This window comes from Vibrio sp. PNB23_22_6 (assembly GCF_052877535.1).
In genome coordinates this window covers 184077-210652 of sequence record NZ_JBNFXP010000003.1, presented here as the reverse complement: position 1 = coordinate 210652, position 26576 = coordinate 184077, and the positions used below count along the sequence as shown (strand labels likewise).

Sequence of the window (26576 nt, the reverse complement as noted above, 5' to 3'; positions counted from 1 at the left end):
GATACGCTTGATCCTAAAACCAACTTAGAAGATGACACTAAAAAACAAAAGGCTCCTAATAACATAGGAGCCTTTTATCGTTAGCATTTTATCAATAGCTATTGCGCTTGCTTAGCCACGATGGCCCTTACGGTGTCGAGATCTTCTTGAGTATCTACACCGGCTGCTGGCGCATCTTTTGCTACCGCAACGTGAATTTTCTGACCATACCAAAGCACTCGAAGTTGCTCTAAACACTCGATTTGTTCAATGGCACTTGGCGCCCAATTTACGTAGGTATTAATGAAACCTGCTCGATACGCATAGATGCCGATATGACGCATCAGAGGATTAGCAATCGTCTTCTCTTGCTTGGCGAAGTTATCGCGATCCCAAGGGATGGTCGCACGACTGAAGTACATCGCGTAGCCACGTTCATCAGCCACCACTTTAACGGCGTTTGGATTGAAAACTTCATCTTCTGACTCAATTTCAACCGCTAATGTAGCCATCGGAGCATCACAGCCTGCTAAATTATCCGCCACTTGACGAATAATAGATGGCGGGATTAATGGCTCATCACCCTGAACGTTAACTATGATGTGATCCTCAGGGATCGCCATCTTTTCTACCACTTCCGCTAAACGTTCCGTGCCAGACTCGTGGTTTGGTGATGTCATGCAAACCTTGCCACCAAACTGTTCTGCCGCTGCAGATACACGCTCATCGTCAGTGGCGATAATCACATCAGCTGCACCTGCTTGCAATGATTGCTCGTAAACCCACTGAATCATTGGCTTACCACCAATGTCTGCCAATGGTTTGCCAGGTAAACGGCTAGATGAGTAACGCGCTGGAATAACAACCGTAAAAGACATTAACGTCCCTCGTCCATGCTCATGGTTCTTGCTTCAGGCTCAAGCAGAACAGGAATACCCTCTTTGATTGGGTAAGCAAGGCGATCCAATTTGCAGATCAACTCTTGATTATCTTTATCGTACGTCAGCTTACCTTTGCACACAGGGCAAGCTACAATCTCAAGCAGACGGTGATCCATAAGTCGCTTTAACCTCTTTTATTCGTTTTAAAATTCGCTCTGCATCCGTTGGTTCGAACTGAGCAGAAACAGGCAGATACCACCAATTGTCTTGCGCATAACTCTCGCATTTAACGGCATCTTTTTCTGTCATAATCACATTCGCCCCTTGTTGGGCCAATGTTTCTAATTCTTGTTGATCAAAGTCCTGGTGATCAGCAAACCCCTTGGTGACTTTGACATCCGCATTCATAACGTTAAGTGTATGAAAAAATCGTGGTGGGTGCCCAATGCCGGCAAACGCCACTATATCTTTCAACTTTGTAACATCCACTTGCTGTTTGGTCTTTAGATTGATGGCGTTCGATGGCGCAAGAGACATCGCAATTTCACCATGCTGCGCATGACCACCATTCGTAATGATGAAATCCACGCTTTCAAGCCGCTCCACCCCTTCTCGCAACGGGCCTAGCGGAATCAAACTTTCGTTTCCAAAGCGTCGGTTGCCATCGACAATCACAAGCTCAATGTCACGCTCTAGCGCATAATGCTGAAGACCGTCATCTGTGATGATGATATCAACCCCGGTATCAAGCAAAGCCTTTACGGCATTCGCACGTACGGGGTCAACAGCCACTTGCGCCCCCGTTCTGCGATAAATAAGCTTTGGTTCATCACCACAATGCTGGGCTGGCGTATTCGCATCTAAAATGAGTGGGTATTGCAAAGCTTTTGCGCCATAACCACGAGACACCACGCCTGGCTTGTAGCCAAGTTTTTTCAGTTGTTCCACCAGCCATACTACAACTGGTGTTTTACCATTGCCACCTGCTGTAATGTTACCCACCACCACAATAGGTACTGGCGCTTTATAAGCTTGTTTTTTACCTGATTGATATTGCCGGCGTTTGAATTTGCTGATCGCGCCAAACAACAGACTTAGTGGCCACAAAAGTGGCCAAAAAAGGTATTTGAAAGGGTGGTTTTCAAACCAGATTTTCTCAATCACAGTGCTTAACCACCAAACTGAATGCGGTGAAGCTGCGCATAGGCACCATCTTTTGCAATCAAATCAGCGTGTGTACCGCGCTCAACAATAGCACCCTCATCCACAACCAAAATTTCATCTGCTTTTTCAATGGTCGACAGACGGTGGGCAATAACGAGAACCGTCTTATCTTTTTGCAGCTCATCTAATGCGGATTGAATTGCACGTTCAGATTCCGTATCCAGTGCCGAAGTGGCCTCATCAAGGATGAGAACTGGTGCATCACGCAACAGCGCTCGAGCGATCGCCACACGTTGGCGCTGACCACCAGAAAGACTGGCACCATTTTCACCAATCATGGTGTCGAGACCCTTTTCCATTTTACTGATAAATTCCATTGAGTGGGCTAAGGTAGCCGCCCTTTCAATGTCTTCAGTTGTATACTTAGCTTCTGTTGCGTAAGCGATGTTATTGGCAATCGTATCGTTAAACAAATGAACATTCTGAGAAACCAATGCAAATTGCTCACGCAGGTTCTTCAGCTCGTAATCCCGAATATCATGACCATCAAGAGTAATAGATCCATCACTCACATCGTAGAATCGGTTGAACAGGTTCGCAATGGTACTCTTACCTGAGCCTGAACGACCAACTAACGCGACGGTTTTTCCACGAGGAATATCAAAGCTGATGTTCTCAAGCGCAGGTTTTTCCGCACCCACATAGGTAAAGCTTACGTTTTTTACCGATACGTCACCTTTCGCGCGCTCAACGGTAAATTTACCTTCGTTCTTCTCTGGCTCTAGATCGACTAACGCAAATAAAGTTTGGCTTGCGGCCATACCACGTTGGAACTGTGACGTGACGCTAGTTAGTGCTTTAAGCGGGCGCATCAAGCCAAACATTGCCGAGAACACCACCGTGAAAGTACCTGGCGTCAATTGTTCTTTAATCGAATCGATGCTTGCTAGGTACAAAACAACCACAATCGCGATAGATGCAATCATCTGAATGATAGGGTTAGCTGCAGCCTGAGCGGTCACCAACTTCATGCTTTGCTGACGCATTTGGTTGCTCACTTTCTCGAAACGTTTGCCTTCGATATCCTGACCACCGTAACTCAATACAACTTTGTGACCTTTCAGCATTTGCTCTGCCGATGCCGTCACATTACCCATCATGGTTTGCATATTCTTGGAGATCTTTCTGAATCGCTTCGAAACAACACCAATCCCCCAAGCGACCAAAGGCGCGACTGCAAATAGAACTAACGATAATTGCCAGCTATTATAAAACATCAGTACCAATAGGCCGATAATACTTGCACCTTCGCGGACAATGCTCACTAGCGCCTGGCTGGTCGCTGCAGACACTTGCTCAGAGTCATAAGTAATACGGGACAGCAAATTACCTGTTTTTTCCTTATCAAAGTAGGAAACTGGCATGTGCATGAAATGGTTAAACACCATTCGACGAACCAGCATAACCACATTGCCGGATACCCAACTCAAACAGTAGGTAGAGACAAAACCACTCACACCACGAATAAACATCATGGCGAAAACGATCAGAGGAAGCGTACGCAAAAAGTCTGATTCCGCATTACCAAAACCTTCATCAAGAAGCGGTTTTAGAAGTGAAATCATATAGGTATCTGAAATAGCATTAATCACTAATGCTATGATGGCAACGATCAGACCTGATTTGTAAAGGCGAATAAATTGCCAAAGACGCTTAAACGTCGCCCAGGTCGTTTCATCAGTATTTATCGACATAGAAGTGCTTTATTTTCTTACATTAAGACTCTTATTCTACCCCCTTACGCAGCATCTGCCTATACCAAGGCTCAAATGTATCACCACGTTTGGTTTCAAAATACCAATTGTTTTGACTAATAAACACGCTCACTTGCCCTTTATCTCCCGTATCAAGCCAATGAGCGTTGGCTTCCTGATACGCCGCTTTAACACTTTTTGCTGGCATTCCCCACTGATTGTTTTTCGCTAATGAGGCAATTGCCAATTTGGGCTTAACGGCGTTAACGAACTCAGAAGTGGATGAACTCTTACTGCCGTGATGTGGCACAAGTACGACATCACTAGCGACCAGTTCAGGCTGCCGAATTAAGATCCATTCACTAATGGCTTCTATGTCGCCCGTCAACAACAGTCGAAAGTGAGTTCGCGGATCAGTAAAACGAATAACGCATGAATGAGGGTTGTAAGCCCGCGTCACCCTTTTGGGAGGCCAAAGCACCTCAACCTTTAACCCCTGCCATTGCCAATTCTCACCAGCAACGCAAGGCTGAAAGTTAGTGTAATTCTGACTACTCAACTTATGGATCGGAGAAAACTGTGTTTCAATCACTAAGCGTCCACCAGCATGGTCTGAGTCTGCATGGCTGATGACGAAAGTATCAATCGAATCATATCCCCTTCGATGTAATATGGGCTCGATGACCTGCTCTGCAATGCTTCCTGAATGCCAAGATTTACCTGTGTCATATAGAATAACTTCGCCATCCTTTTCTATAATTACCGCTAAGCCATGGCCAACATCTAGTACGTCAATTCTCCAACGACCGTTTTCTCTTTCATCAAACACTGCCACACTCATCACGACCAAAACGACAACAAACAAAGCTTGCTTTACGAGAAAACGGTTAAACAGCACAAACAGGCATAAAGCCACCATCAACCACGTCGCCTCAGCGCTTAGAAACTGCCAACTTCCCACAGCAAACTGTATTGACCAACTCAGCGGCCAAAGCGCCCAGTCTAGTAACTGCCACAAGAAAGCAGATAAAGACTGAGACAGTAAAGAGCAGGCAAGAGCTAAAAACATTAAAGGCACGACAATAAAGCCAAACCAAGGAATAAAAATGAGGTTATAGATAATCGCTGATAGACTCGTCCCCGAAAAGAAATAACCACTAATAGGCACTATCAAAAAAGTAAGTACTAACTGAACGCTAAATAGCACTTTGAGCTTGGAAAACAAACTTCCTCTTTTCTGTTCAATCACATTGACCGCAAACAGTACCGCCACCACCGATAAATAAGACAACCAAAAGCTTATGCTGAGCGTCGCAAAAGGCTCCCAAAATAACTGTAATGCTACGGCAAGTAATAGAACTCGCCAAGGACTCCAATGCACTAAGAAAAGCTTTAACATCACGTAAACCACGCAAACAGCGGTCGCTCGACTTGTAGGCAGTGAAAAGTCAGCCAACCATGCATAACCCACCGCAACGGCCACACCAAAAAAGGCAGGCAACAAAATATGGTTAGGAAAGCCGTAACGAACGACGAAACCTAATCCCATACCTAAGCTAAACGCCATTCCGATATGCAAACCCGATATTGATACCAAGTGCAGCAGACCACTGTCGCGCAACTGACGCCAATCTTGCTCAGTAAGCTGTGAGCGTTCACTAAATGCCAAAGCCTGAATCCAGGCGAGATGTTGAAGCTGGGAAATATCATCCGTAACTGATTTGATGACATGTTGACGAAGTGAAGGTGTGGTACGGACAATCCATTTGGCTTGAGATGACACCGTTGATCTAGCAATAATGCCCTGACTCATTGCATGTTTTTCGGCATCAAATCCCGCTTCATTTCTTAACCCAAATACTGGCTTTAAGGTTGCTTGAGTCGTAAAGCGGCTGTTAACTGGGAGTGGGAAAGGGGTTATCAAACGGATTTTCGGTTTAAAAAAAGGTAACAGGCTTTGAGAGTTCACCCGACTTATCTCCGCAATTCCTTCGTATCCGTGACTTATTTGCTTAAAAGGGCTGCCAACTCGACCAATTATGGTAATATTCCCCTCTGCTTGAAACAGGGCTTGTCTTTGATACTCCATAATATTGCCATGGACAACGACAACCAAAATACCCCAAATTACGCCTATGCTAATAATGCCGCGATGTAATTTGATTATTAAGCCAGTGGCAATGATTCCCGGCAGCAACCAACGCCAATCTGGCATCGTCGGCCACCAGCTAGACGAAATTACGCTCGCTACAAATAACGCCAAGGTCCAACTTTTTTCTGAGAGAGTCATGTCGTCCTATGCCTAGAAAGCTGATAAAACGCTTCATGCCAGATCATGAACTGATCAAACGCCAAAAAGCACTAAAGGTCTTCGGCAACGTGCTGTACAACCCGAATCTATGGTGTTTAAACCGTCGCTCCGCGTCCGGTGCTTTTGCTGTTGGCCTGTTTATGGCGTTTGTACCGCTGCCGAGCCAAATGATCATGGCGGCAGGTCTTGCCATTGTGCTAGGTGTAAATTTGCCTCTTTCCGTTGCTTTGGTTTGGATCAGCAATCCAATCACTATGCCCGTGCTATTTTATTTCGCTTACAAGCTTGGGGCGCTCGTCATGCATGTGCCGCCACAACCGTTTAATTTCGAACTATCGTGGGAATTCATCATGCAGCAGATGAACACTATTGGTCCTCCATTCCTACTGGGCTGTGCAATTTGTGGGGTTACCTCTGCAATTGTCGGTTACTTTGGTATTCGAGGCCTATGGCGCTATTCCGTCGTTCGCAGTTGGCAAAAACGTAAAATAAGATAAGACGTTATAATACAAATCGCAGGTTACAGAGCTCGAAGTGAGAGACGATTAACGTCCGAAATGAAATTTGATGTCACTCGAGTATGAAATACACTGAGCAAACTGAATAATAGAGAAAAGGACCGAATATCGGTCCTTTTTGCTTTATAACCTTTAACGGCTGTTCAAGCTTGAATGAGCCTCGCCTACTTATTTTGAACTTAGCACCGCCGCTGGATTGAGCTTAGCCGCACGAGAAGCCGGATACCACGTTGCCAACAAGCTGAGCAACATTGCAGTCATCGCCACTAGCGCGACATCAGGCCAATGCAACTGTGATGGCAAGAAGTCCACAAAGTAAATATCCCCCGACAAGAATTGATGACCAATCAAGCTTTCTATCCCTTTAATAAATGGGGTAAGGTTCAACGCAACCAAGACACCAGTAATACTGCCTACAAGACTGCCAAACACACCAGAAAACACACCTTGCCAAACAAAGATGCGCTTAATCAGGCCATCTTTCGCCCCCATCGTACGTAAAATCGCAATTTCAGCCGCACGGTCTTTTACCGCCATCATGAGGGTCGATACAATGTTGAAGCACGCAACACCTATCACCAATACCATTACCAAGTACATGATGGTGCGAACTAATTGAATATCACGATATAAGAAACCAAACTGCTGCTGCCAACTCTTTAGATACACGTATACGTCAATTAAGTTACCCACTTCTCGGACAATAGAGGGCGCATTAAGTACATCATCGGTCTTAAGTGAAATGCCCGTTACCCCATCCCCCAAACGCGCGTATTGCTGTGCATCAGCCAATGGGACCAGCGCTAATGAGTGGTCGATTTGCCCATTCAACGTTAGAAAACCCGCGACTTTAACCCGCACACGTTTTGGCGCTTGGACTTTATTGGTGCTGCCAGTCTGAGGGACCATCAAAGTGACATAGTCACCCACATCAACCTTTAGCTCATTCGCAACACCACGGCCCAAAATCACTAGCTGCTGGCCCGCATAGAAATTTTGCCATGCTTTTGGATCAATAAAATCCGACATACTTGAAACCGCTTGTTCAAAAGCAGGATCCACACCACGCACTTCAATCGCTTTTAGCTTGCTGCCCTTTTCTGCTAACCCCGTGAATCGAACGTAAGGGGCGGCGGCCACGACATGCTCATGGGTCATGGCTTGGTTCATTGTTCTAGTGTAATTGTGCAGTGGACCATTGACCCCCTCCAATTCACCATGTGGAATGACAGACAGCACTCGTGATTGCAGTTCACGCTCAAAGCCATTCATCGCTGACAAACCAATGATGATCACCGCCACACCAACGGCGATACCAATCGTTGAAGATAGAGAGATAAACGACACCATCTTGTTACGCTTTTTCGCGCGACTAAATCGACCGCCAATCATCAAGGCTAAAGATGAAAACAAAACTACCCCTCCACAGACGCAGGTTCGGTGGTAAAACGATCCACCAAAAGACCATCTTGCATATGCATTTGACGGTCCATCTTTGCTGCTAGCTCGTTGTCATGCGTGACCACGAGAAAAGCAATATTTGATTCTTGGTTTAATTCACGCATTAAGTCATAAATCGCTAGCGCAGTAGTATGATCCAAATTTCCCGTTGGCTCATCGGCTAAGACAAGATCCGGCTTATTCACCAATGCACGCGCAATGGCTACACGCTGACGCTCACCGCCAGACAGCTCCGACGGGCGATGGTCCATGCGATGTCCCAACCCCACTTTCTCTAGCAAAGCTTGGGCTGCTTCTTTCGCTTTATCGACCTTAGTACCACCAATTAGAAGCGGCATTGCCACGTTCTCAACTGCGGTAAAGTCCGCCAGCAAGTGATGAAATTGATAAACAAAGCCTAGATGCTTATTACGCACTGCCGCTTGTTTGTTCGAACTCAGTGTTGAAAGGTTCTGCCCTAAAAAGTCCACTTCGCCTTGTGTCGCATCGTCCAAAGCACCAAGAATATGAAGCAACGTACTTTTACCCGAACCTGATGAACCAACAATTGAAACCAATTCGCCTTTCTCGATATCAAAACTGACCCCTTTCAGCACTTCAGTATCTAGCGAACCCTCTCGGTAGATTTTGCGAATATCACGACATTCTAATAGCTTATTCATAGCGAAGTGCCTCAGCAGGTTTAACAGAAGATGCTCGGTAAGACGGGTAAATAGTGGCAGCTAAGCTCAGAGCAATCGCTAGCACTACCACTAATAAAATTTGGAATGAATCAATCACGATTGGCAAATGGCCACCAAAGCTAAACAAGGCAACGCCTGCCGCTTCCAGAATCGCATTTAGGTTGAGCGATAAAGCAACGCCGACAGCACCGCCAACAATCGCACCAATCACACCACTACTCGCGCCCTGTACCATGAAAATTGCCATCACTTGAGATTGTGTCATCCCTTGTGTTTTTAAAATCGCGACTTCGGATTGCTTCTCCATCACCACCATAATCAACGCAGAAATGATGTTAAACGCCGCGACACCAACAATTAGCCCCAGCATTAAGCCCATCATGTTCTTTTCCATTTTCACCGCTTGGAAAAGCTCACCGCGCTGTGCTCGCCAATCACTCCATTGCCAACCTTCCGGCATTGGTGTATCGGCAAAGTCAGTCACCATAAATGGGTCAGAGAAAAATACGCGCCAGCCGGAAACCGTATCTTGGGGAAAACGCATCAACTTAGCCGCATCGGTCATGTTAACGATCATAAGTTGGCCATCAACGTCTGAGCCTGTATTGAAAATACCAGCAACCGTGAAGTTACGTTGACTGGGGATTCGGCCGAAAGGGGTAAATTGCGTTGCGTCGGTGACCATCAATCGTACTTTATCGCCCATAGATACTTTTAGCGAGCGAGCCAAGCTATGACCTAAAAATACATTGTATTCGCCCGCTTGCAGTGAAGATAACCGACCGGCAATAAGATGATACGAAATCGGATCGCCTCGCTTTGGCTCAATGCCAATCAAATAACCCGCCGTTAGTTGCGCAGCGCTTTGTATTACCGCTTCCCCTCGGACGATAGGTTCAGGCTCAGCAATGGAGGACATTTGTTGGATAAACTCCGGTGAGGTATCAGTCAGTGGTGTTTTGCCATCCTGCTGCGAGATAACAGCATGAGGAAGCACACCTAGAATGCGATCTTTTAATTGCGCTTCGAAGCCATTCATCACCGAAAGCACCGTTACTAACGCCATCACACCAATCGTGATGCCCGCAGTCGACATATAAGAAACAAAACGGCTAAACCGATCTCCGGAGCGGCCCCGAAGATACCTTAAACCAATAAACAGTGAGATAGGATGATACATATAGGACAAATCAACCGATTGTTTAGATAGTACACTAGCGAGTATCTTACCTTACTCTATCTATGAAGATGACAAGATAATCGCTAAATTTGTCAACGACATGCAATAAGTCTGCATTTAGAACAAAAAGTTCCAGCAGAAAAACAGGTAAGCTTGATAACTTATCCTGATTAGCGATAATCAGAGCCCTATCTCTAAGTTAGCGTGCTCGTTGGCAGAAAAGGACCGATTTATGACAGAGCAAGAATACTTCACCGTACATCATAACCTGACGATCAACGTGGAAGCGTTAGGGTCTGACTTTGCTCTGCCAGACGAAAACACGTTTGTCTCAGAAATCCCTGCCCCTTTTATCGTGGCAAGCGAGTTCAGCCAATTAGATATGCTGGCAGACAAGGCGCGTCTTGAACTACAAAACAAAGAGCTAAAACACGTCATCAACCTGCTTGACACACAAAATGCTAAACTCAACCTACTGCTCAGTTTTATGCTCTCGCAGCAAGATGAGGCAATGGTGCGATTCCAAACCACTCAGTTTGGAGCGAGTCAACTGAGTTATCGATCGGATATTGAGATAGATGTAGAACAAGTCGTGCGCGTAAAACTCTTTTTAGACCATCCGGCAGCAGCCATTTACTGCTACGCTCAGGTAGTAGAGTGCGAACCTTCAGAACAAGGCTTTGTCATCACGCTTAGATACAAGTTGCTCAGAGAAACCGACCAAGATTTACTGATCAAAGCCGCGCTATACCAACAACAAAAACTACTACGTCAGCGTTCATTAGAGCGAGATAACAAATAATTACCATGACAAAAGCAACGATTCTCTCCGTCACCAATCCTTCCGAACGTGGCGACAAAAAACAGCTCGGTAATCTACCCGGAGCAGCATTGCCGATGGCGATTGCGGAGCTAGCGAAACAACATTCAAGTCACTCGCTACTTGTGGTGCCCGATCCACAAATCGCGCTAAAACTACAAGCAGAAATCGAACAATTTACTGACCAACCAGTGAGTCTCTTTCCTGATTGGGAAACACTGCCTTATGATAACTTTTCTCCACACCAGGAGATCATCTCTGACCGCATCGCCCGTCTGTACCAACTGCCACATCAACGTGGCGGGGTAACGATTGTCCCTGTCAGCACCGTTTTGCAGCGTCAGTCCCCTCGAGACTTCTTGCTGAAACATACCCTAATGGTCAAAACTGGCGATCAGTTCTCACTAGACAAACTGCGTGTTCAACTGGAAAATTCTGGTTACCGTCATGTCGATCAAGTATTCGGGCCGGGTGAATATGCAAGCCGTGGGTCGATCATCGATCTATTTCCAATGGGAAGTTCAGATCCATACCGCATTGACTTTTTTGATGACGAAATCGATACCATCCGAACCTTCGATCCCGAGAATCAACGTTCCATCGAGGACATCCAGCAGATCCAACTGCTGCCTGCACATGAATTTCCGACGACCAAAATTGCGATTGAAGATTTCCGCACCCGTTGGCGTACTCAGTTTGAGGCGCGACGCGAACCAGAGTCGATTTACATGCAGGTCACCAAAGGCACTTGGCCGGCAGGCATTGAGTATTGGCAACCACTATTTTTCGATCATACCGAAACACTGTTCGACTATTTGCCACAAGATTCTCAACTGATCATTTTTGGTGATATAGAAGCGGCAGTAGACACCTTCTTAAATGATGTCGCGTATCGCTACGACCAAAAGAAAATTGATCCGTTACGCCCACTGCTTGCTCCACACGAGTTGTGGTTAAAGAAAGAAGAACTATTTAGCCACTTTAAACTGTTGCCACAAGCTCAATTAAGCCTTGATAAAGTGGCAAGCCGCGGTGGTCGCCAGAATCTTGCGGTACAATCACTTGTCGAACTTGGGGTACAGCAACAAAACAAAGAACCCCTTGCGCGTCTACGTCAATTCAGTGAACAGTTCACTGGCAAGATCGTCTTCTCGGTCGAATCAGAAGGCCGTCGCGAAGCACTCACAGAACTACTACAAGGTATTAAAGTGCGACCTGTTGTTCATGGTTCGCTATACCAAGCTCTCGACTCTAATGACCGATTCAGCCTGACGCTAGGGGCGGCGGAACACGGCTTTATTCATAATGAGCTCAATTTCGCTCTGATTTGTGAAAGTGATTTGCTTGGCGATCGCGTCATTCAGCGTCGCCGAAAAGACAAAAAAGCGGTCAACAGCGATACCGTAATCCGCCATTTGGCAGAGCTAAAGCCGGGACAACCAGTCGTTCACATAGACCATGGTATCGGCCGGTACATTGGTCTACAAACCCTTGAAGCGGGCGGCATGAAAACCGAGTACGTAACGCTGGAATATCAAAATGATGCCAAGTTATACGTACCAGTGTCATCGCTCAATCTCATCAGCCGTTACTCGGGTGGCGCAGAAGAAAGTGCACCACTGCACAAGCTTGGGGGTGAAGCCTGGGTAAAAGCGCGTCGTAAAGCGGCAGAAAAAGTGCGTGACGTTGCGGCAGAGCTGCTGGACGTTTACGCAAAACGTGAGCTTAAACCTGGCTACAAATTCCAGCTGGATCGCGGCCAGTACGCCACGTTCAAAGCAACGTTCCCGTTTGAAGAAACCGACGACCAAGCAATGGCAATCAATGCCGTACTATCCGACATGTGCCAAGCAAAAGCCATGGATCGTCTTGTTTGTGGTGACGTTGGCTTTGGTAAAACAGAAGTCGCAATGCGTGCGGCATTCGTCGCTACCGATAACAATAAACAGGTCGCGGTACTGGTACCAACCACCCTTTTGGCACAGCAGCACTTTGAAAACTTCCGTGATCGTTTTGCTAACTTGCCGATCCGGGTAGAAGTATTATCGCGCTTTAAATCAGCCAAAGAGCAAAAAGTCATTCTTCAAGATGTCGCCGATGGCAAAGTCGATATTGTTGTAGGTACACACAAGTTGCTGTCGAGTGATATAAAATTCCAAGATCTTGGTCTTCTGATTGTCGATGAAGAACACCGTTTTGGTGTACGCCAAAAAGAGAAAGTAAAAGCGATGCGTGCGGATGTCGACATCCTAACACTCACTGCAACGCCAATACCACGAACTTTAAATATGGCGATGAGTGGAATGCGTGACTTGTCGATCATTGCCACGCCTCCTGCTCGACGCCTGGCGATCAAAACGTTTGTTCGTCAACGTGAAGAGTCTGTCGTTCGTGAAGCGGTGCTGCGTGAGATCATGCGTGGCGGTCAGGTATATTTCCTACACAATCAAGTAGAGACCATTGAGAAAGCTGCTGAAGATTTGCAGAAACTCGTTCCAGAGGCTCGTGTCACTGTAGCCCATGGTCAGATGCGCGAACGAGAACTCGAACGCATCATGAACGACTTTTACCATCAAAGATTCAACTTGCTCGTGTGTACCACCATTATTGAAACGGGTATTGACGTGCCAACCGCAAACACGATTATTATGGATCGTGCTGACAACCTTGGTTTAGCGCAGCTTCATCAACTACGTGGCCGTGTAGGTCGCTCTCATCACCAAGCCTACGCATACCTACTGACACCGCATCCAAAAGCCATGACTAAGGATGCGATTAAACGCTTAGATGCCATCGCCTCACTCGAAGATCTTGGTGCAGGCTTCACACTGGCGACTCATGATTTAGAAATTCGTGGCGCGGGTGAATTATTAGGTGATGAGCAAAGTGGTCAAATTCAATCAGTTGGCTTTACACTGTATATGGAAATGCTTGAGCAAGCAGTTGAAGCATTGAAAGAAGGTAAAGAGCCATCGCTAGATGAACTGCTTCGCGAACAAACAGAAGTCGAGATACGCATTCCTGCGTTACTGCCGGACGATTACATCCCTGACGTAAACACTCGCCTGTCAATGTACAAGCGTATTGCGAGCGTAACGGACGGTGAAGGTCTTTCCGAGCTTAAAGTCGAACTGATTGATCGCTTTGGTTTATTACCTGACGCAACTAAGAACCTCCTAACAGTCTCTGAGCTGAAAATTGGAGCGGGAACGATCAAAGCTAAAAAGCTGGAAGCCCATGATAAGGGGGGATTTATTGAGTTTTACCCGGATGCTGACATTAATCCAGCGTATTTAGTTACACTGCTGCAATCACAGCCGCAAAAATTTGCAATGGAAGGTCCAACTAAGTTCAAGTTTAGCGTACCATTAACAGACCGACGAAAACGCATTCAGTTCGTACAAGACTTGCTGAATGATTTTAAACAAAATTTATTACCAACGAGCTAATAGTCGAATGAGAATACTGATCCCGTTATTGCTTCTTTGTGTCTCCATGCCATCCTGGGCGCAACGTCAATTTGATATTGAAGTGATTATTTTCAAGCGAGCAATCGACACTGAAAGCACCAGTGAGTCATGGCCAAACCAACTGCCAACCATCGAAATGAGTAATGTCGGCAGCCTCGATAATGACTCTTACCGAAGCTCAAAAGGTGTAACACTGTTGCCGCGTTCATCTTTCCAACTCAATGCTCAAGCAGCGGCGCTAAACAATCATGCCGGCTTTAAAGTACTGAAGCACGTGGCATGGCGACAAGGAGACAGCGGTAAAGCAAGCGCGCCAATTTTTCGAATCGTTGGTGGTCGCGATTTCTCAGGTTCTTACTATGCGGATGGCAGTCCAATCACTGGCGATGCTCAAACATTGATGACCGATGGCTACAGCGAAGAAGTTATCAGCGGCCCACTTTACGAGTTAGACGGTAAGATTCAAATCTATGTTCAGCACTATTTGTTTGCCGAAACCACATTGGACCTGCGTGAACCGAGTGTTCGTGAAGTCCGAGTAGAAGCACAACCAGCAGAGCAAATCTCTGACGAGTTTGGTGAAGTAGAAGGTAATGTGCAAGTCGGTAACCTAGTAGAGATATCGCCAACCGTCACACAAGAAACATTTCTTAAGAGCTACCGACTGGATCAAAAACGTCGCATGCGCAGTGGTGAAACGCATTACCTAGACAACCCACTAGTGGGGATGATCATCCAAGTTCGTCGCGTTCAATAACGACCAACATTAAAGTAAAGCGCAGCGCTTGCTGCGCTTTATTGTATCTAGGAGCAATATCCATTCATGAGTCCAGATTTCGAAATCATTACTCCTCGCTTGACCCTGCGACTTATCCCTTCAGAAGATGAGCACTCACTGCAAAGCTTATTGGCCAATTCCCCTTCCCTACATAAATGGCTAGATTGGACTGATAAACACATCACTCTAAAAGAAGCACAAGACTTTCTATTAGCCACCCGCTTGAACTGGGTTAAAACTGACGCTCTTGGGTTTGGAATCTACAATCGCGAGCACAATAATTTACTTGGAATGGCGGCGGTGAACGAGCTTTATCATACGTTCAATATGGCAAGTATTGGTTACTGGGTGGCGGATCGCTACCAACGTAATGGTTACGCTCAAGAAGCGGTCAGTGCACTGGCAGAATTCTGTTTCGACACTCTGAGTTTAACCAGAATCGAAATCGTCTGCGATCCAGATAATACTGCGAGCCAATCTTTGATCGAATCCGTTGGCGCAGTGAAAGAAACTATCGCGAGAGACCGCTTTATCTTTCATGGAAAACCGAGAGATGGTGTGGTGTATTCACTGTTACCAAGTGATTTAAAATAAAAAAGCCACCGACATACGATGGCTTATACTTGGAATCTGCATTGGCTCTAGCTGGGGTTACCTATTAGTGCAGCTTCAGATTTGGACGAAGGACACGATTGATGCGACCAACCAGCATCATCAACCCCGTCTTGATCACACCATGCAATGCCATTTGATGCATTCGGTAGAGTGAGATGTACACTACACGAGCGATACGACCTTCAACCATCATTGAGCCTTTTGTTAAATTACCCATCAGGCTACCAACCGTCGAGAAACGACTTAGAGAAACCAAAGAACCATGATCTTTGTAAACATAATCCTTCATCTCGCGTCCATTTAACTTCGCCACGATATTGCTGAACGCTTGGCTCGACATCTGGTGTGCTGCCTGGGCACGAGGCGGTACAAATGAACCATCAGGCTGAGTGCATTGCGCCAAGTCACCAATGACAAAAATATCATCGTCACGAGTCGTTTGCAGCGTACCTTTGACTACCAGTTGATTGATGCGGTTGGTCTCTAGCCCAGCGATATCTTTGATGAAATCAGGCGCTTTGATACCAGCAGCCCATACCATGATTTGTGCTGGAATTTTCTCCCCATCTTTCGTCGTCAAACCGCCCTTCTCGGCTTGCGTTACCATTGTCGCAGTACGTACGTTAACGCCAAGTTTAACCAACTCTTGATGTGCGGCAGAAGAAATACGCGGTGGAAGTGCAGGAAGAATACGCTCACCCGCTTCAACCAGACTTACATTTAACTTGCTAGAGTCTAAATCACCAAAACCGTAAGTACGCAGCTCTTTCACTGCATTGTGAAGTTCTGCTGAAAGCTCGACTCCTGTTGCACCCGCGCCCACGATAGCGATATCCACCGTGCCGTTGCCACTTTTTGCATGCAGTTTTAAGAACTCGTTGTTCATCTCACTGCGGAAACGATGCGCTTGTTCGGGGCTGTCGAGGAAAATACAGTGCTCACGAACGCCTGGTGTATTGAAGTCGTTGGATGTTGAGCCGATTGCCATTACCAAAATGTCATACTCTAGCTCGCGACTTGGCATCAAAAGTTCGCCATGGCCGTCTGTAAGTTCACTTAAAATGATCACCTTACGCTCACGGTCAATATCTTGAAGACTGCCCATCTGGAAATCGAAGTGATGGTTCTTCGCGTGAGCACGGTAACTCAATGCGTCCACACCTTCGTCCAATGAACCCGTTGCAACTTCATGCAACAACGGTTTCCACAAATGACTGGCTTTACGGTCTACTAATGTAATTTGCGCTCGGTTTTTACGACCAAGAGTGCGACCCAGTTTGGTCGCCAACTCAAGACCACCAGCACCGCCGCCTACAACGATAATGCGTGTCACAATGATTATCCTCTACAAAAAATGAATATATGGGTTCAGTCCGATGCTTGCTGACAGACATGCTGCCGCAACGCACCCAACCGATGAATTCTGTTTAGAGGCAAGTTCACTTTGGATTAACACCGATACCATCTTATATTGACTTATTCTTGTTATTTGTATGATTAGCATCGACTTGCGTGTCTGAAAAACACGACCTCAGACAACAAATAGGCAAGTTTATTACTTGCTCTCAATTTTTTTTGATATTTATCAAATTATTTTTACCATCTTCATTATATAGAGCAATCCCTTCATGGCAACAAAAAATCCTTACTCTTGATGCGGATTGACCAATTTTCGTCTACTTTGATGTAGTGTTGCCGTGCTACAAAAGCAATAAATCATAATTCAGAGTTATCATTTGCAACAAATGTAATGCGTTTGATAGGCACATACATAACTGGAGGAGAAACGCAGATACAAAAACAGCACCTCGAAAAGTGCTGTTAGAAGATTGCCGCTATGTCGCTTGAAGGCGTTATGCGTCTTTAAATGCCTTCATCGTTTGAAGGTGGTGAGAAATTTTCTTAAACTTATGTGTCTGAGTATCATCCCAAATGATCCGGTAATACGCCTCCAACTCCGCCGCTGTTTGTGAATTATCGTGGACTTCGTCCTCTTTTGACAGTATCACTAAACAACGCTCTTTGTTCTTCGTACGGAACTGCTCAACACACTTAGTTGCAATGTCTTCATATTCTTCAGGACGGTCAATGCGGCTAGCCATATTGTTCTCTGGGTGTAAATTGGGGTTAAAAATCACCTGCTTAATACCGCATAGAAACCCAACTCGTTCAGACCAATAGCCACCTAGGCCTACGCCACAAATGAGTGGATTTGGGTCATCTGACTGCTCAATCACTTTCGACACTTCTTTCAATAAGTGCTGCATGTCGTGCTTCGGGTGAAGTGTACTGTAGTTAATGAAACGAACGTCATCATCAATAAATTGCAATTGAAGCACTTTTTCGTGGTTACCTGGGCTTGTGCTATCAAAGCCGTGCAAGTAAATAATCATGTGTACCTCTCCCTGTATGCTGGCACTTAACGTTAAACTACCACTATTTCCTCATGGTTAAAGGAGAAAACGCCATCAGTTCTCAAAACAGTGATCTTCCAAACATAATAAGTCTTTAAACTCATGTGCACTGTTCAAGTATTGTTCATCATTCCACAATTTGTAGGCGAGTAAATACCATAACATTGCCATGACCATCGTTCTAGGACGCCATGCTTGAACACCTTTCAACCAAATAGAAACATTTTTTAATTGGCGAGTTTGACAATACTGTGCCACACCTTGCTCGATAGGCACCTCTGCTAATTGCAAAATAAGCGCAAGGTCAAGTCTTGGGTCGGCAAGCCCTGCGTATTCCCAATCAATGACCTTAACACCATTATCGCCTCGGACAAGGTTGTAACAACCAAGATCAAAATGACAAAGTGCCAATGGAATGGGCTCTATACTCGGCTCGGTTCGCCATTTGTGATACAGCGCTTCAAACACTGTCCCCGTATACCTCCCACAAAGCTCAAGCCAATAATGATCAACCCGAGATAGGTAAGAGAAAGGGACGAGAGGGATTGTCTGACACGGATATTGATGAATGGCCACTGCGATCGGCAGTAACTCATCCAACTCAATGCCTGGCTTAGTGATAGTCTCTCCATCAAGCCATTCAACCAACAAGCCTTGTTCATGCAAAAATGCTGGCTTAGGGCCAAGATTTAATGGTGAGATAGCATTAAGAACTTGATGTTCATTATGACGAGAAATAGCAAAGGCTTTGCACACATGACTGGTTGGCCGCCAAACATAAGCAAAACCTTGTGAGCACTCCAATCGCCAACAACGATTGGTTAACCCTCCAGTGACAATCTGTACTTTCACTGGAGGTACCGTGAAGAAGCCATCGAGCGCATTAAGGCTCGGATCCAACTGTTTCGCTTGTTGCCAAGAAAACCACGCCATCAACCACTCCTCCACGTTGCGCCATACGACCTAATTAGAGGCCAAATAAACTTTTAGACTGTTCTTTTCTAATTTCAGTTTCGTCTGCCCACTCAATTAAACCTGTTTCTAGATCCATCAAGCGCATAGTCATCTTGTAGTAAACGTCTTTATTACTACCCGCGTTTTTCACGATACTCGACAAATTACCGTAAAGCATGTACTGCGCGCCAACCATTTTACCAAACTGAATGGCCGTACTTTGATTTACGAGTTCATCATTGTTTTGAAAGTTAAGCTGCTCACGAACGGACTCGACGCGAGCCATATCAACAAAACGGAACTTACCAGAGTTAAGCATTTTGGTAGAAATCGTATCGGTAATCGATTCGGTATCAATATGCTCACTTGTCTTGTTCTTTATACGTTCAACAAAAACAATAGGACGCTGGTCACGAGTAATAGCCGCGACAGAACCTGACATCATCATGCTGTCGACCATATCTCCAGCAATTTTTTGTAGATCCGTCGAACCAAAATCGATGGTGGTGGTTTCTGTCGCCTGCGCATCGCCGTAAGAGACTTTGTTTGAACACCCTCCCAAAATTACGGCGAGACCCAAAAGAGCAATAATACTTTTTTTCATGAAAGTTCCTTAGTTGTATTTTCGCAGCATCGCCGCCGAAATTTTAATTATCTTGAGCTTCTCTGATTTGAACTCGGAATTGAGTGCCGTTTGGATTCACCGTCACCTCAGAAAGTGTCACTTGTTCATATCCACGTACGATCATCTTGCGCCAAGGGCCAGAGTTGGTGTTTACTTCCAGACCATTGTTGTCGTACCAATAGAAGCGATAAAGAATATGTTGGTCCGCTTTGTAGTTGCTACTCAACTGCACTATACCTCTTGGACGGTCATCCACATAGGTTGTGATTATGTTGTCGACCAACAAACGGCTGCCCAACACATTGTTATTAAAAAATACATTTTGTGTTTGCCCGTCGATTCGAATACCGGCCGTATTATCTGCACATCCGATTAAACCGATAATCACTGCCAAGCTAATAAACCACGCTTTCATTACAATCTCCCTAATTGCTTGTGCCACACCGTCGAATGCGTTCCCTGACGAGAAACCCAAACCAAGGTTGTTTGCTGCATTGGCACTTCAAACTGATATACCTTATCGCCAATATCTAGGCGCTGCTTTCCTGGCTTAACGACTTGAGAGGCAGTTTTTACCTGCGCAGGTAGCGTCTGCCAACTTCTCGTATCTGGCTGCTCTGTTAATGTATTCCAAACGTTAAACAACAGATTACCAACGTCATCCCCCTGTGCCGCTTCTTTCCTGATGCGATCTTTGGCCCAAACGCGCATCGCTTGACGAATGACAATACTGGCTAAACGCTCTTGCAAATCGTTCTGTGCCATCGCATTAACATCCACCAGCGTATTGGCAGGCAAAGGCTTTCCGTTAAGCGTCATAGCTGTAAATGTTTGCAATCCACTTTTGGGGTAATAAGGTAACGCTAAAGAGTAAATCGCCCCATCACCGCGACTATCGTAAATCGGTAAGTCAATTCTCCATCCCTGCAATGCCTCTACCACACCTTGTTCATCAATAATGATCACTCTGCCTTGAGATTTGCTCAAAGCGGATGGTGCCCTACCATAGCGTTTTTCTAGCAAACGTAGGTCTTGTCGCATACCCAATTTCTTTGCTGCATACATCGTACTTTCAATGACCTGCTTGTTATCGGGCATAACCGCTAAAGCTCGTCGATAGTCAACATACGCACTATTCAAATCTCGTGATGCTTCGTAGAGTAAACCTGAAAGATAGAATAAGTAGCCGTTTTGTACCGCACTCAGCGTTTTGCCTGCATCCGGGTAGTTGGCAAGCACGCTCCCTAAGTCAGTCAAAACACCTTGGTTTTTAAGGTCTTTTTCTGCCTGCTTAAGTTGCTTCTCACGTGCTTTTCTCGCCTCTTCCTGAACTAGGTTGGCACGACGCACTTCGACTAAAGCCCCTTCAAGATCATTCTTCTGTAAATAATTTAGACCGAGGTATAAATGCAAAAAGCCGAGTTCATAATCGGCGGGTTGATATTCATTTAAATTGTCGTTAACGGCAAGCGAACCAATACTGGTGACCGTTTCGGTTGCTGAAATAGTGGCGCGTTCTTGTTGCTTACGCACGGCACGTTCACTGACTTCTAATGCGCTTAAGCTGGTGGGGTAATCTTGAGCAAGAAAAGAGACTCTGCCGTGCTCAAAGTTGCCAAGTATGTCGCCTCCGGCATCACTCGATTGAAGTTGCTCAGCTTTGGCATATTCGCCAGCAACGACAGCCTGATAGATTTCTTTATTTTGATCGCTGTAATGACTGAACAAGTTGCCTGCGGAAAAATTCGCGCACCCAGTAGTAAGTAGGGACCAGCTAATCAATCCAAATAGCTTCACACCATATTTCACATTTATCTCCACAAATGTGTAATCTGACCGGAATGAAAAAGTGGATGAAGAGGCTTCATCCACCTCTTAATAATTAACTTAATACCATTGGGCCTAAAGGGCGGCCGCCCAATAAATGCATATGAATATGATAAACCTCCTGCCCACCATGGGAGTTACAATTAACGATCAAGCGGTAGCCATCCTCATCAATGCCCTCTTCTTTCGCCAGTTTTCTTGCAACGGTAAACAAGCGTCCCATCATCGCTTCATCTTCTGCTTCCACATCATTTGCTGTTGGAATCAGCTTGTTAGGAATGATAAGAATATGGCTTGGCGCACGTGGGTTGATATCACGAAACGCGGTAACAAGATCGTCTTGATACAGTAATTCTGCTGGAATTTCTTTACGGATAATTTTGCTAAAGATGGTTTCTTCCGCCATGGGTACTCCATTTCATAAGGTGTGTAACTTATTTAGTATGCGTTAAGCCCAAAATGAGCTCAATAAAAAACAGTGTTCACATAACGTTATCAATATATATACTTATGGAGAAGCTTTTTTTGTCGAGTGCGTCATAAAACGTGCGCCTACAATTCCATAAAATCCAAAGACTTTTGTTACTTTTAAGAAAATTCTTATTTATTTTGCCATTTTTTGGGAGAGGACGCTCATTTATGCGAGGTTCAGTTATTAAACGGATGTATGCAGGCTTCACGCTGATCATCATCCTATTTGCTATTACGATTGCTATTATGATGGGAGGCATGAACGATATTCATGGAAAATTTGAGAATGTCTCCACATCATCCCTGCCGCTAGTCTCTTTATCTAACCAAACCAGCGTCGAGCTTCTTTCTGCCGACAAGTCATTTAAGGACTTTCTAACGACCGAAAATAAACAACGTATGGATGAAATGCGTCAGGGTTTTGTCAAATCTGAACAACAATTTAAAGCCACTCTGAGTCAACTCGAGGTTGCTAGCCAAACCTATCCTTCCCTAGCCGAACCTTTTTCTCAGCTTAAAGAACTTGAGCAAAGCTACTTTTCCGAAGCCAAGGAAGCCATGGACAACTACGAAGCGATGTTTGTTGCACAAGAAGAAGTGCAAAAGTCTTCTCGTCGCTTCCAACAACTGAACACAGAGCTTTCGGTTGGTCTGAAAGAGTTCGTGGCCGATCAATCCAGAATCTCTGTTAAAGTGATGGCAAAAAGCTATTTTATTAAGCTAAAAGATGCAGAAGTCATTACGTCAGATGCGTTAGCGAGCTCAAATCCAGAGTTTGTAACGCAAGCCGTAGCAAAAAACCGTAAGGCGGTAACTCATCTGAATTACGCATTCAACGGCTTGGTGGCTCAGTTGCCTGAACTTAAAGATGTGTTCGGTGAGTCTGTCGACCAATTTACCCGTGACGTGGGTATGCGTGGTGGTGTGTTAGACCAACACAACAACTACCTATCTGCACGAGCAGCACTTTACAATAACATTGCCAACCTCGCCGCTAAAGTCGACTCTAGTATGTCAATACTGGAGCATTTTACTACTACAGCAACAGAGCAATTGAATGAATCACTCGCAGATGCAGGAAATATTTACTCACAAGGTGTGACGAAAGCCATCGTGATTGGCGTGGTGGTGGTACTGCTTGCTACCGCAATTGGTTACCATATCGCTCACAGTGTTCGAGAACCACTTACACGCATTCTAACAGTGCTCGAAAGTCTTGCTAAAGGTGACATGACACAGCGTATCGACATTCGTTACAACAACGAATTCAGCCGCGTCAGTGGTCACATCAACACGCTTGCCGACAATCTGCATAATATTCTAGTGAAGCTTAATGATGCGTCTGAGAATCTCGCCTCGACAGCCACTAGCAATGAATCAACTTCATCTCAAGCGCAGTCCAAGCTTAATGCGCAGCGAGCTCAGACAGCAAGTGTTGCTGCAGCAATGACAGAAATGTCCAACTCGGTCCAAGAAGTTGCTCAAAGTGCGCAAGGCTCATTAGAGATGGTTCAACGTGTAGAATCCGCTTCTGACCAAGGCAGAAATGTCATGAGCAGCAATATCTCTACCATTAACCAGCTTGAAGCCCGCCTGAATGAATCCGTCTCCGCCGTTTCTGAACTCCAAAAAATGAGCGGTCAAATTGGGTCAATTCTCGATGTAATCCGAAATATCGCGGAGCAAACCAACTTGCTTGCCCTCAATGCTGCGATTGAAGCCGCGCGTGCTGGAGAACAAGGACGTGGGTTTGCTGTTGTGGCAGATGAGGTTCGCGTACTTGCATCCAAGACCACCCAATCCACGACTGAGATTGAGTCGATGATTAGCAACCTACAAGCAAGGTCGTTATCTGCAAATCAAGTGATTCAGAGTTGTATGAATGACATGGAGATGTCTGTCGAGCAAGCATCAAAAGCCAATAGTTCAATGGAAGATATCCAAGCACTGATTATGGAAATCAGTCAAATGAGTACCCACATTACCCATGCGGCTGCTGAGCAAAGTGCCACATCTGCCGATATCGCTCGTAATATTGAAGATATCAATCACATCGCAGATGAAAGCTACCAAGCCATGACGAGCATCGCACAAACCAACGAGTCACTGACTCAGCTTGCACATCAACAAAATGAATTGGTCCATCAATTTAAGCTTTAGTATAACTATGGTTAATTAGGCTATTTCTGCCAACCGACTGTTGAAGGGTGACTTTTTATAGAGTCACCCTTGTTTTTTTACGGCCTTGTCTACATATGGTAATTATGGCCTGCTCATCCATTAACTTACTCTGCTGGAGCAAGCCAAATAAGAAGGAAAACCTATGGCTGTTCATGTTGGTATTATTGATCAAGATCCCGTGAGATTGATCACTCCTCTATTAGATAATCGTACTATCAGTACCCATATCGTGTTTATTGGCGACAAAAGCCAAGAAGGCGTATATCACCGACTGAGTACGGTACTAGAACAGCGAGAAATCACCTCTGAGTTTTTTGAGATTCCTTCTGTGGTCAATACCTCTCTTATTAAACAGTCCATTCAAGCACTGGCACAGGATTTACATAACCGAGGGTTAGAAGTCAAACTCAACGCAAGCTGCGGTCTGCGACATCGACTTCTTTCTGTGTACGAGGTGTTCCGTACTTACCATTGGCCAATCTTTGTTGTGGAACCAAATAGCGACAAACTTTGCTGGCTATACCCTGATGGCAAAGACGATACGCAAGTAGAAGATCACATTACCATCTCCGATTACCTGACTATTTTTGGTGCGCGTGGCGAATTCCACCACATCGACCTTCCTCCTCAGCTAGACCAAAAACTGTACGAGCTTGGGGAGCGTTGGGCATCGAACGCGTTAGAGCTTGGCCCAGGCCTTGCGACGCTGAACTATCTAGCAACCACTTGTCGCAAAGAGCAAAAGTTGGATGTTGAACTTTCTGAGAAGCAACAAGGCTACCGCGAGTTGAACATGCTGCTGACCGATTTGGTCGAAGCGCAAATAGCGACCTACGAAAACGGGGTACTCACCTTTTCTGATGAAGATGCACGCCGTTTCTCGAATGGTGAATGGTTAGAGACGCTAGTTCACAGCACGGTTAAGCAAATTCAAGACACCATGCCAACGATTCAAGACCGTTCTTTGAATGTGCAGGTTTATCGCAAACTCGGAGAAAGCGAAGTTCGTAATGAACTTGATGTTGCGACCGTCGTTAACAACAAACTGCACATCATTGAATGTAAAACCAAAGGCATGCGTGACGACGGCGATGATACGTTGTACAAGCTAGAATCACTGCGTGATCTATTAGGCGGCCTACAAGCTCGAGCAATGCTCGTGAGCTTCCGCCCGTTACGTCATAATGATATTACACGTGCAGAAGATTTGGGCTTAGCATTGATTGGCCCGGATGAACTGAAAGATCTCAAAACGCATCTGAGTGCGTGGTTCAAAGCCGCAGGCGGCTCTGACGAAATCTAACCATTTGAGTTCAAATAAAAAAGCAGCGTTCTCGCTGCTTTTTTATTGCACGTAATCAGGCAAAATAAGATTCTGCAGATAGAAAAAACCAGAGGCGAGCCTCTGGTTTTTTCCCGTTTGATTAAATGCCAATTAAGTTGTACTTAAAGCATCTTACGAGCCGCTTCTACTACAACTTTAATTGAGCGAGCTTCCGTTTCTTTCAGCGTTGAATGATCTGGAATCTCTTTTTGTGTACGGTTGATAATGACCCCCGCCACACAACCTGCTTTCAAACCTGAGCTTGCACACATAGTTAGCAACGTTGCAGACTCCATTTCGAAGTTCAAAACGCCCATGTCTTGCCACTCTTGCATAGAGCCTTGGAAGCGCTTAACCACACGACCAGAGAAAGTGTCGTAACGCTCTTGGCCTGGGTAAAAAGTATCACTTGAAGCTGTCACCCCCATATGAACGGTAGCACCAGACTCTTCAACTGCTGCTTTCATCGCTGCTGCAATTTCGAAGTCTGCTACTGCTGGGAACTCCATTGGAGCAAAATGTAGGCTCGCGCCATCTAGACGAACGGATCCGGTCGTTACAATCATATCGCCTACATTTACGTTTGGTTGAATAGCACCTGTCGTGCCAACTCGTAGGAAAGTGCGAACGCCAAGCTGCGCTAACTCTTCAACCGCGATAGAAGTCGATGGGCCACCAATACCTGTAGAACAAACCACCACAGGCTTACCATCTAACTCTGCACGGTATAGTGTGTATTCTCGTTGACTTGCTAGGAATACTGGGTTGTCCATTTGTTCTGCGATTTTTTGAACGCGTGCCGGATCACCAGGGATGATAGCAAGAGTCGCACCATTAAGATCGGCTTCAGTAACACCTAAGTGGAAGACAGCTTGAGACATAAGTCGCTCCTTTTTGGCTTATTTTGTAAACAATAAGCTCATTAATAAGTTGTTGGGTACAGAAGCACTGTAGCGAACCTTTTGTTAATGTTGAGTGATCACAGTCACAATGAAACAATGTAATAAACTTAAACTTTCAAATAAAATCGGATCAAGTCACACTTTGTGAGCAGGGACGTCATTTTGTTGCACCCAATTTGTTGCATAGAAAATGACGCCCTTTAAATTCAATCATCCAAGAGTCCAGTGTGTTTCGTAACCAATAAAAAACCAAGACAATGAGCA

Annotated in this window: 23 protein-coding genes; 7 read left to right on the top strand and 16 right to left on the bottom strand. The window is 45.4% G+C overall.

Annotated elements, in window-relative coordinates; genetic code table 11:
- Positions 1-98 precede the first annotated feature (98 nt).
- Genes kdsB through ACVA54_RS04085 form a run of 5 tightly spaced genes read right to left on the bottom strand, consistent with a single transcriptional unit; the run spans position 99 to position 6068 of the window.
- Positions 99-857, bottom strand: coding sequence for a 3-deoxy-manno-octulosonate cytidylyltransferase (gene kdsB, locus ACVA54_RS04105; RefSeq protein ID WP_119463408.1), 759 nt, complete (start codon positions 855-857; stop codon positions 99-101).
- Complete coding sequence (locus tag ACVA54_RS04100; protein WP_005378451.1) at positions 857-1036, bottom strand: Trm112 family protein; 180 nt, start codon at positions 1034-1036, stop codon at positions 857-859. The genes kdsB and ACVA54_RS04100 overlap by 1 nt, the downstream gene beginning before the upstream one ends.
- Positions 1017-2024 (bottom strand): tetraacyldisaccharide 4'-kinase, encoded by a 1008-nt coding sequence (lpxK, locus tag ACVA54_RS04095; protein WP_446608533.1) that lies wholly within the window; start codon positions 2022-2024, stop codon positions 1017-1019. Before lpxK ends, ACVA54_RS04100 begins: the two co-directional genes overlap by 20 nt.
- Positions 2025-2029: 5 nt before the next feature.
- Positions 2030-3778 carry a lipid A ABC transporter ATP-binding protein/permease MsbA gene (msbA, locus tag ACVA54_RS04090; RefSeq protein ID WP_099078582.1) on the bottom strand — a complete coding sequence of 583 codons (1749 nt, stop codon included), beginning with the start codon at positions 3776-3778 and terminating at the stop codon, positions 2030-2032.
- 31 nt (positions 3779-3809) lie between these two features.
- Positions 3810-6068, bottom strand: a complete 2259-nt coding sequence (locus ACVA54_RS04085) for a DNA internalization-related competence protein ComEC/Rec2 (RefSeq protein WP_446649417.1) — start codon at positions 6066-6068, stop codon at positions 3810-3812.
- 8 nt (positions 6069-6076) lie between these two features.
- On the opposite strand from ACVA54_RS04085, the gene ACVA54_RS04080 reads away from it, so the two are divergent.
- On the top strand, positions 6077-6586 hold the full coding sequence (locus ACVA54_RS04080) for a DUF2062 domain-containing protein (protein WP_099078580.1): 510 nt from the start codon (positions 6077-6079) through the stop codon (positions 6584-6586).
- A 189-nt stretch (positions 6587-6775) separates the two neighbouring features.
- Here the strand turns inward: ACVA54_RS04080 and lolE are convergent, their stop codons facing one another.
- Genes lolE through lolC form a run of 3 tightly spaced genes read right to left on the bottom strand, consistent with a single transcriptional unit; the run spans position 6776 to position 9931 of the window.
- Complete coding sequence (gene lolE, locus ACVA54_RS04075; RefSeq protein WP_099078579.1) at positions 6776-8020, bottom strand: lipoprotein-releasing ABC transporter permease subunit LolE; 1245 nt, start codon at positions 8018-8020, stop codon at positions 6776-6778.
- 2 nt (positions 8021-8022) lie between these two features.
- Positions 8023-8730 (bottom strand): lipoprotein-releasing ABC transporter ATP-binding protein LolD, encoded by a 708-nt coding sequence (gene lolD, locus ACVA54_RS04070; protein ID WP_099078578.1) that lies wholly within the window; start codon positions 8728-8730, stop codon positions 8023-8025.
- The gene (lolC, locus tag ACVA54_RS04065) at positions 8723-9931 is read right to left on the bottom strand and encodes a lipoprotein-releasing ABC transporter permease subunit LolC (RefSeq protein ID WP_182852556.1); all 1209 of its coding nucleotides are present in this window, start codon (positions 9929-9931) and stop codon (positions 8723-8725) included. Before lolC ends, lolD begins: the two co-directional genes overlap by 8 nt.
- A gap of 232 nt (positions 9932-10163) precedes the next feature.
- On the opposite strand from lolC, the gene ACVA54_RS04060 reads away from it, so the two are divergent.
- The 4 genes from ACVA54_RS04060 (at position 10164) to ACVA54_RS04045 (ending at position 15593) form a co-directional block, all read left to right on the top strand.
- Positions 10164-10733 (top strand): PilZ domain-containing protein, encoded by a 570-nt coding sequence (locus ACVA54_RS04060; RefSeq protein WP_099078576.1) that lies wholly within the window; start codon positions 10164-10166, stop codon positions 10731-10733.
- 5 nt (positions 10734-10738) lie between these two features.
- Positions 10739-14200 carry a transcription-repair coupling factor gene (gene mfd / locus ACVA54_RS04055; protein ID WP_446619724.1) on the top strand — a complete coding sequence of 1154 codons (3462 nt, stop codon included), beginning with the start codon at positions 10739-10741 and terminating at the stop codon, positions 14198-14200.
- A 7-nt stretch (positions 14201-14207) separates the two neighbouring features.
- On the top strand, positions 14208-14978 hold the full coding sequence (locus ACVA54_RS04050) for a peptidoglycan binding protein CsiV (protein ID WP_172438067.1): 771 nt from the start codon (positions 14208-14210) through the stop codon (positions 14976-14978).
- 66 nt (positions 14979-15044) lie between these two features.
- Positions 15045-15593, top strand: coding sequence for a GNAT family N-acetyltransferase (locus ACVA54_RS04045; RefSeq protein WP_099078573.1), 549 nt, complete (start codon positions 15045-15047; stop codon positions 15591-15593).
- Between the two features lie 64 nt (positions 15594-15657).
- Here ACVA54_RS04045 and ACVA54_RS04040 read toward each other — a convergent pair whose 3' ends face one another.
- The 7 genes from ACVA54_RS04040 to hinT form a co-directional block, all read right to left on the bottom strand.
- Complete coding sequence (locus ACVA54_RS04040) at positions 15658-16947, bottom strand: NAD(P)/FAD-dependent oxidoreductase (protein ID WP_099078572.1); 1290 nt, start codon at positions 16945-16947, stop codon at positions 15658-15660.
- Positions 16948-17467: 520 nt separating this feature from the next.
- Complete coding sequence (ycfP, locus tag ACVA54_RS04035; protein WP_099078571.1) at positions 17468-18007, bottom strand: alpha/beta hydrolase YcfP; 540 nt, start codon at positions 18005-18007, stop codon at positions 17468-17470.
- 75 nt (positions 18008-18082) lie between these two features.
- Positions 18083-18961, bottom strand: a complete 879-nt coding sequence (thiK, locus tag ACVA54_RS04030) for a thiamine kinase (RefSeq protein ID WP_099078570.1) — start codon at positions 18959-18961, stop codon at positions 18083-18085.
- A 34-nt stretch (positions 18962-18995) separates the two neighbouring features.
- Entirely contained in the window at positions 18996-19586 is a 591-nt protein-coding gene (lpoB, locus tag ACVA54_RS04025) for a penicillin-binding protein activator LpoB (protein ID WP_099078569.1), read from the bottom strand.
- Between the two features lie 43 nt (positions 19587-19629).
- Positions 19630-20022, bottom strand: coding sequence for a YcfL family protein (locus ACVA54_RS04020; RefSeq protein ID WP_099078568.1), 393 nt, complete (start codon positions 20020-20022; stop codon positions 19630-19632).
- Entirely contained in the window at positions 20022-21416 is a 1395-nt protein-coding gene (locus ACVA54_RS04015) for a COG3014 family protein (RefSeq protein ID WP_446579817.1), read from the bottom strand. The genes ACVA54_RS04020 and ACVA54_RS04015 overlap by 1 nt, the downstream gene beginning before the upstream one ends.
- A 73-nt stretch (positions 21417-21489) precedes the next feature.
- The gene (gene hinT, locus ACVA54_RS04010; RefSeq protein ID WP_099078566.1) at positions 21490-21840 is read right to left on the bottom strand and encodes a purine nucleoside phosphoramidase; all 351 of its coding nucleotides are present in this window, start codon (positions 21838-21840) and stop codon (positions 21490-21492) included.
- Positions 21841-22073: 233 nt separating this feature from the next.
- Between hinT and ACVA54_RS04005 the strand changes: the two genes are divergently transcribed.
- A complete protein-coding gene (locus ACVA54_RS04005) occupies positions 22074-24065 on the top strand; it encodes a methyl-accepting chemotaxis protein (protein ID WP_099078565.1) in 1992 nt (663 codons plus the stop codon).
- Positions 24066-24228: 163 nt separating this feature from the next.
- Positions 24229-25389, top strand: coding sequence for a DUF1887 family protein (locus tag ACVA54_RS04000; protein WP_119463417.1), 1161 nt, complete (start codon positions 24229-24231; stop codon positions 25387-25389).
- 143 nt (positions 25390-25532) lie between these two features.
- Here ACVA54_RS04000 and udp read toward each other — a convergent pair whose 3' ends face one another.
- On the bottom strand, positions 25533-26291 hold the full coding sequence (gene udp, locus ACVA54_RS03995) for a uridine phosphorylase (RefSeq protein ID WP_099078563.1): 759 nt from the start codon (positions 26289-26291) through the stop codon (positions 25533-25535).
- Positions 26292-26576 lie beyond the last annotated feature (285 nt).